The 8816-nt window shown below is 58.4% G+C and carries 8 protein-coding genes and 1 tRNA gene; 3 read left to right on the forward strand and 6 right to left on the reverse strand.

Features of this window, described 5'->3' with window-relative positions; genetic code table 11:
• Positions 1-859 precede the first annotated feature (859 nt).
• The 3 genes from NW837_RS04360 (at position 860) to NW837_RS04370 (ending at position 3794) form a co-directional block, all read left to right on the forward strand.
• The gene (locus tag NW837_RS04360) at positions 860-3031 is read left to right on the forward strand and encodes an Rne/Rng family ribonuclease (RefSeq protein WP_414329422.1); all 2172 of its coding nucleotides are present in this window, start codon (positions 860-862) and stop codon (positions 3029-3031) included.
• Positions 3032-3066: 35 nt separating this feature from the next.
• On the forward strand, positions 3067-3708 hold the full coding sequence (locus tag NW837_RS04365) for a ribonuclease HII (protein ID WP_011433421.1): 642 nt from the start codon (positions 3067-3069) through the stop codon (positions 3706-3708).
• Positions 3709-3720: 12 nt separating this feature from the next.
• Positions 3721-3794 (forward strand) — tRNA-Arg (locus NW837_RS04370).
• A gap of 17 nt (positions 3795-3811) precedes the next feature.
• Here NW837_RS04370 and msrP read toward each other — a convergent pair.
• The 6 genes from msrP to gvpA form a co-directional block, all read right to left on the reverse strand.
• Positions 3812-4768 (reverse strand): protein-methionine-sulfoxide reductase catalytic subunit MsrP, encoded by a 957-nt coding sequence (msrP, locus tag NW837_RS04375; protein ID WP_414329423.1) that lies wholly within the window; start codon positions 4766-4768, stop codon positions 3812-3814.
• A gap of 324 nt (positions 4769-5092) precedes the next feature.
• Positions 5093-5512 (reverse strand): LptA/OstA family protein, encoded by a 420-nt coding sequence (locus tag NW837_RS04380; RefSeq protein WP_414329424.1) that lies wholly within the window; start codon positions 5510-5512, stop codon positions 5093-5095.
• A gap of 74 nt (positions 5513-5586) precedes the next feature.
• The gene (locus NW837_RS04385; protein WP_011433425.1) at positions 5587-5922 is read right to left on the reverse strand and encodes a gas vesicle protein; all 336 of its coding nucleotides are present in this window, start codon (positions 5920-5922) and stop codon (positions 5587-5589) included.
• A gap of 41 nt (positions 5923-5963) precedes the next feature.
• Positions 5964-6848: a gas vesicle protein GvpN gene (gene gvpN, locus NW837_RS04390; protein ID WP_011433426.1), complete on the reverse strand. Its 885-nt coding sequence runs from the start codon at positions 6846-6848 to the stop codon at positions 5964-5966.
• A 79-nt stretch (positions 6849-6927) separates the two neighbouring features.
• Complete coding sequence (gene gvpC / locus NW837_RS04395) at positions 6928-7944, reverse strand: gas vesicle protein GvpC (RefSeq protein WP_414329425.1); 1017 nt, start codon at positions 7942-7944, stop codon at positions 6928-6930.
• A 289-nt stretch (positions 7945-8233) separates the two neighbouring features.
• Complete coding sequence (gene gvpA / locus NW837_RS04400; protein WP_011429717.1) at positions 8234-8452, reverse strand: gas vesicle structural protein GvpA; 219 nt, start codon at positions 8450-8452, stop codon at positions 8234-8236.
• Positions 8453-8816: the final 364 nt, after the last annotated feature.

The following is an 8816-nucleotide window of genomic DNA, read 5'->3' on the forward strand; positions in this document are numbered from 1 at the left end:
AACAAACAGAATGCTATCGCTGCATAGTTGAACAGTGATGTTCAGCAGTGTTCAGCGTAAATGTATCAGAACCCCCTAGCCGATCCAGATTGAGCACTTCCTCTGGGAGCAACCCAAGGGCTAAGGGTCTGTCTGGGCTGAGGGATCCCACAAGCGCTATAATGCTGCTATTGCTGGCTCCTGCCGCTGTGGGGCTCGCCAAGCATCAACTTGACCAAGGGCGGGGTGAGCAGCAGGCAAAAGCTGGGCCGGATTCTGGAATGGAGACACTCTTAACTCAGTACCCAGGGCAGGTAACAGGCGTGATGGGGTCGAGTCGATAGGTGCAACAGAAAAGTGTGCCTCTTCGACATAGCCCAGATCCAACCAGAAAATTTTACCCTGAGAAGGTGCTTCTTTCCGCGCGCAAACCCTGTCTTGTTGTGGACTATCGCTACGCGACGCTTTCGCGAACAGGCTGGGCCGCACAACTGGGGTTCTGCAATGGGCCAGCGTTCGATCTCCCGAGGCGGAGCCGTCTTGCTCCCTGAGCCTATCGATTGAGCCCATCCATGAATCTCCATGCAAACCTCACCGAATCCATTCATCCCATCCGATGAGTTTTCCTTCCAATCAGCAGAAGCCCCCCGCTGTACCCACCAGAGCCAGCATTGGGTAGTTCACATGCACTTAAACTCACCTCACCCATTGGAGAGGAAACAAAGCCAAGCGTCAAAGCAGAGCTGAGGGTAATGGACAGCCCCATGATGAGTCAATCCTGGTCAAAGAAACTTAAGCGGATCCCAGCAAAAGGACAACACCTCGCCAGAATGAGGGTTCAACCCGTAACCGCGTGCCCTTGGGGCGGGGAGGGAAGTTAATGCCCAGGCAGATTGTCATTGCCGAGCAACATCGAGTGGCAGCCGTCTTCGCCGAAGATCAAGTGCAGGAGCTGATCGTCGCCAGCGGCGCTCACCAAGTGGGAGACGTTTACGTCGGAATCATCGAGAACGTTCTGCCCAGCATCGATGCCGCTTTCGTCAACATCGGCCCTGCAGAGCGCAATGGGTTTATCCACGTCAGCGACCTGGGCCCGCTGCGCCTCAAGCGAAGTCATGCCTCGATTTCTGAGCTGGTCTTGCCGCAGCAAAAGGTGCTGGTACAGGTGATGAAAGAGCCTACCGGCAACAAAGGGCCAAGGCTTACCGGAGATTTGGCCTTTCCAGGGCGGTATTTGGTGTTGCGACCCTACGGAAAAGGCGTTCATCTGTCCCGCCGCATCGAGGATCGAGAAGAACGCAACCGTTTGAAGTCGCTGGCCATTTTGATTAAACCCCCGCAGATGGGCCTGTTGGTGCGCACCGAAGCGGAAGGTGTGTCCGAAGAAGCGATGATCGACGACCTGGAGCAATTGAAGAAACTCTGGGAAGATATTCAACAGCAGTATCAGGCAGCACGGGGGCCGGGGCTACTCAACCGGGATGACGACTTTATTCAGCGGGTGCTGCGGGATGTTTACTCCGACGATGTGAACCGTATTGTGACCGACTCTGCGGCAGGAGCGAAGCGAGTCCGTAGCTATCTGCAGGGCTGGAACAAGGGCCAAATGCCCCCTGGTGTCGTTGTCGATGCCCACCGCGAGCCCACCCCCATTCTGGAGTATTTTCGGGTCAACGCGGTTATTCGGCAGGCGCTGCGGCCACGGGTGGATCTGCCCTCTGGTGGCTACATCATCATCGAGCCCACCGAGGCCCTGACGGTAATTGATGTTAACTCGGGCTCCTTCACCCAATCGGCCACTTCTCGGGAGACAGTGCTGTGGACAAACTGTGAGGCGGCTACCGAGATTGCCCGCCAATTGAGGCTGCGCAACATTGCCGGTGTGATTGTGGTGGACTTCATCGATATGGATTCCCGCCGCGACCAGTTGCTGGTTTTGGAGCATTTTAACAAGGCCCTCTCCAGCGACAAAGCTCGCCCACAGGTGGTCCAACTGTCGGAATTGGGGCTGGTGGAGCTCACCCGCAAACGGCAGGGGCAAAGCCTTTACGAGATCTTCGGCTATTCTTGCCCCACCTGTGAGGGGCTGGGGATCCTGGCCCGCTTGCCGGGGGCCGAGCCAGGGCATCTGTTAACAATAGAAAGCGGCCTGACGGTAACGCTACCCACCGAGGCGGAAGGAGGGGATGAGGAAGAGGCCGGCCCGATCCTGCCCCGCGATGGCAACCCCCAACGGGCGCGCCTGCGAGTGGGAAGCGATGGGCTGTCTCGAGGCGATAGCCGTGCGCTGCTGCGGCGGTCGCGATCTGCCCCCGGACAACGACGCCCCAGCCCGGATCCCTTTACGACTTCAGACGATCTGGAGGAAGAGCCACGGGTTGAAACGGGACGCAAGCGTCCCCGTGAAGACTGGGGGGATCCCCGCACTGGCCAGCGCCTCGTTGCTCGGAGCCTGGATACTCCTGTAGAAGAGGAAGCCCCAGAGCCGATGCAACTGCCAGGGGGCGGAGCAGACCTAAAGCGTCAAGAACCCCGCCGTTCTGGCCCTGGGGAAGAGGCAGAATCCGCCTCACGCAAAGATCACACTTCCCCAGCCCGCACCGTTCGCGCCAGCGGGACGGAGTCCTCAGAAGGCCGTCCGGCTCCGGTACGGCAAACCGTCACCGTGGAGATGACCCCGTTACAACAACGGGTCTACTCGGAGTTGGGGCTGTCGCCGCTGTTGCTGCTTGACCAGCCGCCGCCTTGGGGCCGAGACACGGCGGTTAGGGTGGTTCTGCCGGGAACTCTAGAGGCGGAAAGTCCGCCCAGGATGGAGACTGAGGCAACTTCTCAGACAGAGGAGTTTGCACCCGAACCGGAGGCTCTGCAGGAGAAGGAGCTGCTGGACAACCTCTCTCCACCCGAACTTTCTGAACCCGAAATCCCTTCTGCTGAATCGTTCGTGCCAGCAGTGCAGAGCAGCTTGGCCGAGCCAGCCGCGGAACTGGGGATCAGCCCTGCCCAGCAATCTCCAGCAGCCTCCAGGCGACGGCGCTCCCGCAGCAGTTAGGCGCTGCTCTCAAGCCCAGGGGCAGACATGGGAGTATGGTGGAGCGGGCAAGGCCGAGTTTGATCTGGGAGGGATCCCTTTGGCAGCAGGGGATCCTGCGGGTGGCGGGGGTGGATGAGGTGGGGCGGGGAGCCCTGGCTGGGCCAGTGGTGGCGGCGGCGGTAATTTTGCCGGCCCAGATGGATCCCAAAGAACTGGAGGGAGTGAGGGATTCCAAACAACTGCGTCCGCAGCAACGCGCTCAATGGGCGGAACGGATTCGGCAGGTGGCTTTGGCTGTGGGCGTTGGCAGTGCCTCTGCTGCTGAGATCGACCGGCTCAACATTCGCCAGGCCACGGTGCTAGCCATGCAGCGGGCTTTGGCCAAGTTGGATCCAATCGAACACATTTTGCTGGATGGATTGCCGCTGGCCGAGCTGGGATCCCGGCAAACGGCCCTGGTCAAGGGGGATCACATCAGCCTCTCCATTGCCGCTGCTTCAGTTGTGGCCAAAGTCTGGCGAGATGCCTTGATGCAGAGCTGGGATCGGCAGTACCCCGGCTACGGCTGGCGCACCAACGCTGGCTATGGCACGCGGGAGCACCGACTGGCGTTGCAGAACTTGGGGCCCACCCCGCAGCACCGCCGCAGCTTTGCCCCCTTGGCAGAACTGAAAGTCAGCAGATATGATGGTTAATGCAGTTGCATTGCCCACGTAGCTCAGTGGACTAGAGCACTGGGTTCCGGTCCCAGGTGTCGGAGGTTCGAATCCTTTCGTGGGCGTCTTCAGGCATATAAGTTCAGCCATATAAGTGGGCAACATACTCTCCGTACCCGTTGTAGGGCAAGGTGGGAACGATTTGCCACTGGGAACGGGATCCGAAACCGATCAAGACTTCCTGCTCCTGTGACCAGCGGGGGTGGGGCACCCTAGGATCCACATTGGCCTCAAATCCATACTCCTCAGGGGCGAGGGTATTCCAAAACGTAGAGGGTTGATGATCCAAAAACTCGATTTTGACGATGGATTTTCCCCCTTTAAAGCCATACTTCCAGGGAACCACCATGCGAATTGGCGCTCCGTGCTGTTTGGGCAACGGCTTGCCATAGATGCCGAGGGCAAAAAAGGCCAACTCGTTGGCCATTTCCTCGATCCGCAACCCTTCCGTGTAGGGCCAAGGCAAGTTGGGGGGCCAGATTGGGCCAGGCATAATTTCCGGATCGTAAAAGGAAGTGAAGCGGACAAATCGAGCCGTCGGCAAAGGATCCACCCGTTCCAGCAACAGCCGCATCGGAAAGCCCAACCACGGCACCACCATCGCCCAGGCTTCCACACAGCGAAAGCGATAGATGCGCTCTTCGAGGGGGAAGTTAAACAGATCTTCCAGGCCCAACCGCTGAGGATGCCGCACCAGCCCGGTAATCTCGACAGTCCAGGGATCCGTGGGCAAAGCCTGTGCAGCCCGCCAGACGCGCTTTCCGGAGCCAAACTCGTAAAAGTTGTTGTAACGAGTAGCTACAATCTCCTCGGTGACGGGCCTGCCCACATCCGAAAAGTGGGGGTTGAGTGGGATCCCCCTCAGCTCTCGTTCTACCGAGGGAGCAGCTCCCCTGCTGCCAAACCCAAAAATAGAAAAACTGGCTCCCACCCCAACGGATCCCAGTTGCGCTAGAAATTGCCGCCGGCTGAAAAACATCTCTTCTGGAGTGACCTGTGCCTCTCGTTGCCAGGGGTGAGGAACTCGGATCCCGAACATCCATCAGCCATCCTTTGATTCAGAGTCAGGGAAAAAGTCTGCCGCCCGAACTACTACATCCTAAATGAATTACTACATCCTAAACGGATCTAAGCCGACATTCCCCGAGCTCGTTTCCAGCGCTGCCCCATGTGTAGTCATTTCAAATGTAGTCATTTCAAACAGCAATGAAACGATTTGTTATGTCTGTCCCTGGCTTCCCTCTCCTTTTGAGAGAGGGGTTGGGGGTGAGGGAAACCCTGCAGGCTGGGATGATCGGTGACGAAATCACGGTATAGCCGTGTTGGCTGAGTCCGTGCTGCTGGAAAAAAGTGTGGGGATCAGCTAAGGACTTGAGCTGGGCTCCGGCAAAACGTAGATCGACTCCACTTGCCGCCCTGCCGATGGCACTGCCTGGATGGTGCCCTTGTCGATGTGGTAAATGACTTTCTCCGCTTGCAACTGATTCTCCCCTTGGTTGATGATGACCTGGCCCTCCAGCTCAATGCGTTGCTCCTGGCTGTAATACACAGCTCTTTGGGCGCGGGCCGTAAGCCGCTCGGCAGGAAAACTGAGGGTGACATTGCCAATGGCCGTAAAAACCCCTGTGTTGGCGTTGGCCTCCTGCACATCAGCGCTGATGCTGATGGCACGGGGATTTTGACCCAAGGCCGGGATTCCAAGGGCCAGCACCACACCCACAGCCCAGCCCAGCGTCCCTAGCCGCTGCCAACCCTTCCGGTCAAACGCCATCTCCAAAGCCATGCCCCATCACCCCGTCAAACCACCCCAGCAGCCAGTCTAGCCCGTCAATCCAGGTCACAATGGCGGGGGGCAGCCTATGGGTCCGTTCCCTTTCCCCCCTGGGGCAGAGCTTGGGCAAGCTGTCTTTCCAATTCGGCAACGCGCTGCATGAGCTGTCGGTTGGCTTCCAGCAGCTCCCGCGCCTGGCTGTTGAGATAGGGATCCGACTCCCACCAATTGATGCCGATCTCCTTGGCCTTATCCACCGAAGAAATCAGCAGGCGAATGCGCACATTCAGCAACTCCACATTGCCCACCGAAACGGTGATGTCTCCGGCGATCACAATGCCCTTATCCAGTACCCGCTCCAACACATCGGCCAGCGAGGAGCCGTGAGTAGCCGTGGTCAAGGGTTGAGAGCTAATCGGCACAGGGTTAATCGACCTCCAAAGCGTACCAACAGGCAAAAGACTCAGCCAGGCAGTTGGTCTAGCAGATAATTCAGCAACTGGGATCCCTCTTCATAGCGCTTGCCAGCCCGGGGCAACAGCACATCCGCACACAAAGCGCGAAAATCGGCATTCTCTTTGCTAACTGCCAGCTCATGTTCCTTGACAATGCGCCCGATCATCAAACAACTGCGCAGGCTGGGGTGGCGCGTCAGATCCAACTTGCGGCGAAAAGCCCGCACAATGTGGACGATCTTGAGGGCGTCGGGGCCGGATAAGCCTATTCGCGAGGTGAGAATCTCCTTTTCGGTCTCGATGTCCGGCTCCCCCATATCGATGGTGATCATCCGATCCAGCAGCGCATCTTGGGCCCTGTGAACCCCGGTATATTCCTCCGGGTTAGAGGTAAAAATGGCCCGGAACTGGGGATGCACCCGCAGATATTCCGAGCGGTTGCTGTCCGGCGGCAACACCAGCAGCCTCTCCTCCAAGGCACTCAGGAGAGCATTGTTGGCCTCAGGGCGGGAGCGATTGAACTCGTCGTAGATGAGGGTAAACCCCTCTCGGCAAGCCAAGGTGAGGCGGGCATCCACCCAGCGCTGCTGCACATCCTCCTCCGTCTTCACCACCGAGTGAATGAAGTTGTCCACCACCCGCCGATGGGTAAAGCCGGTGCGCCCCCCAATGAGGTCGGAAGAATCGAAGCGGTCATCCCCGTAGATCAGCATAATGGGACGGCCCAGCAGGCTGGCCAGGTGCATCGCCAAAGTGGTTTTGCCCGTACCCGAAGGCCCCCGCAAATGCACCGCAAAGCCCGATTGCAAATAGCGCAAAGCGCGGCGGGTAATCCGCTCAATGTAGGGGGTGTTCACGAACTGGCGGGGACGCGCCTGCAGAACCGTGGCCATGGAGATACTCAACCTCTTTGCTGCCCTAGACTCCTTTGCCTTGACTATAGCCCGGATGTTCTTCCTGCGCTCGGCACAACTAAACTGCGACCGTCCCCGACACCATGCGCCGCAGCGTAGCCAAGATTTCCGAGGGATCCACCCCCAGATCCACCGCGCCGCGGGCCAGCAGATCGCGCACCCGTTCCCGATCCCCAATTACCTGCAGCAGGGTCAAGTTGGGATCCTGCGCTTGTAGATCACTCACATACTTGTTGACATAGTCAAGGATGGGATCCACCTGTTTCTCAACAGTAGGCGGAACTTCAGGGGGTTCGAGCGTTGTCAAACCCCCTGGGGGTTGGGAAACAGAGACCGGGGCGGACGGCTCCACCGGGGTTTGACCTTCGGCTACAGGCGTTGAGTCGGAAGCAGTCTCACCGGCAGTCGCAACGGCACTGTTAGAGCTTGCACTGGAAGTGGAGACTTCAGGTTCTGGGATGAGGTCAGGGATCCCATTGCCCCACACCTGCTTATGCAACTCCGCCCGGAAAGTGGCCAGGGATCCCCGCAGGGCCTGGGCCTGGGCTTGCTGTTCCTGAGCCATCTGAGCCAGCTCCTGTCGAGCCATTTGCCGGAGAGCCTGTACCCACTGCCGCAAATCGGCGCAAAAAGACTGCCGCGCTTGCTGAGTTTTGTCGGCCATCGCCTGCCGAGCCTGCGTATAGGTGCTCAGCAAATGCTCCACAGCCGCAGTCAAGTTAGCCCGGAAAGCCTGCAATTGCTGCCGGCTGACTTCCAATTGAGCAGCTCGTTCCTGCTCCAGGCGAGCCAGACTCTCTGCCACCGACTTGGCCCGCTGAGCCGCCGCTTCCGAGCGGGAGCATTCGTCCAGGGATCGCCTCGCAGCCCGCTCCTGCCTCAGTTTCTGCAATTGGCTGCGGGTTTGCTCCGTCTGCTGCCGTAGTGCTTCTTGTCGTTGCTGGCGGCGCTGCCCCAGCTCAACCATCAGGGCTTGGTGCTGCTCTAGGCGCTGCTGCCGGGATCGGCTTAACAAACTTCGATTCTGAGCCACCCGCTGGCTGCGGGCCATGGCCCATTGTTCCTGCAAACTCATGATCTCCAATCCCTCACGTCGTTTTCAATGCTTGGGTGGATACAGCTTCTCTGCCTGTTCCCAACTCGATGGCACTGCCAACCTGTAGCTCAGTGCGGCTGCAAGACTCAATCCTCGAACAAAACCCGCAGAAGCAAGGCAGAGACCGGCGGTGGATCCCTGCCTCGCTTTCCGACGGCTAGCTTCCTACGCCTCCGCCCAGAGAGCATAACTCATCCAACCATTGCGATGCTCAAGGCGAGAGGGTTGTGGGCACTTTCCTTGGTTGAGTGATTTTGGTTAGGCAGATTTAGACGGCAGGAGCAGCAGCAGTAGCCGTCAGACCCACAGCCTCAGCGTATTTCAGGTAGGTTTCCACGGAAGCCACAACGACGCGGGCTTCAATGGCCAACAGCTCGATCCCAACCAAAGAAACCCGCACCCAGGCATCGACCACGATACCTTTGTCCAAGATGCGATCGATCACTTCGGCCAAGCTGGACGAGGAGTTCACTTTCTCTACTGCCATAACGATCTCTCCTGCACTGATACTGCTGATACTGATGAGGGTTGAAAAGGACAGACAACTCGGCGGCAAAATGGCATGTAGAAGGGATCCCAGCTGAGGATTCACCTTCCCTAGGGCGACAGCCGCACCCTCTATCACCCTAGCCCTATTGTGCTGGCTTTTTTCGGGGAGAACACCCGTAGATTCGCTTAAAAAAGACGGCGAACTCGAAAGGTTTACCGCTTTTCTAAGCGCCATCCCCCCTACATAGTACTCGCCAGCAGAAAAAATGGGCAAAGATGAGGGCGAGTTTTGAGCCCAAGTTGTGGAAGTGTGGTGGAGGGGCAGTGGGAAGCGGCAGGGATCCCCTATACTGGGGGCAGTG

Source organism: Synechococcus sp. R6-10, assembly GCF_047461815.1.
GTDB lineage: Bacteria > Cyanobacteriota > Cyanobacteriia > Thermostichales > Thermostichaceae > Thermostichus.

Bases quoted from the DNA above. Each gene is read 5' to 3' on its own strand.
- NW837_RS04360 (WP_414329422.1), top strand. From the start codon at position 860: ATGCCCAGGCAGATTGTCATTGCCGAGCAACATCGAGTGGCAGCCGTC.
- NW837_RS04365 (WP_011433421.1), top strand. From the start codon at position 3,067: ATGGTGGAGCGGGCAAGGCCGAGTTTGATCTGGGAGGGATCCCTTTGG.
- msrP (WP_414329423.1), bottom strand. From the start codon at position 4,768: ATGTTCGGGATCCGAGTTCCTCACCCCTGGCAACGAGAGGCACAGGTC.
- NW837_RS04380 (WP_414329424.1), bottom strand. From the start codon at position 5,512: ATGGCTTTGGAGATGGCGTTTGACCGGAAGGGTTGGCAGCGGCTAGGG.
- gvpN (WP_011433426.1), bottom strand. From the start codon at position 6,848: ATGGCCACGGTTCTGCAGGCGCGTCCCCGCCAGTTCGTGAACACCCCC.
- gvpC (WP_414329425.1), bottom strand. From the start codon at position 7,944: ATGAGTTTGCAGGAACAATGGGCCATGGCCCGCAGCCAGCGGGTGGCT.
- gvpA (WP_011429717.1), bottom strand. From the start codon at position 8,452: ATGGCAGTAGAGAAAGTGAACTCCTCGTCCAGCTTGGCCGAAGTGATC.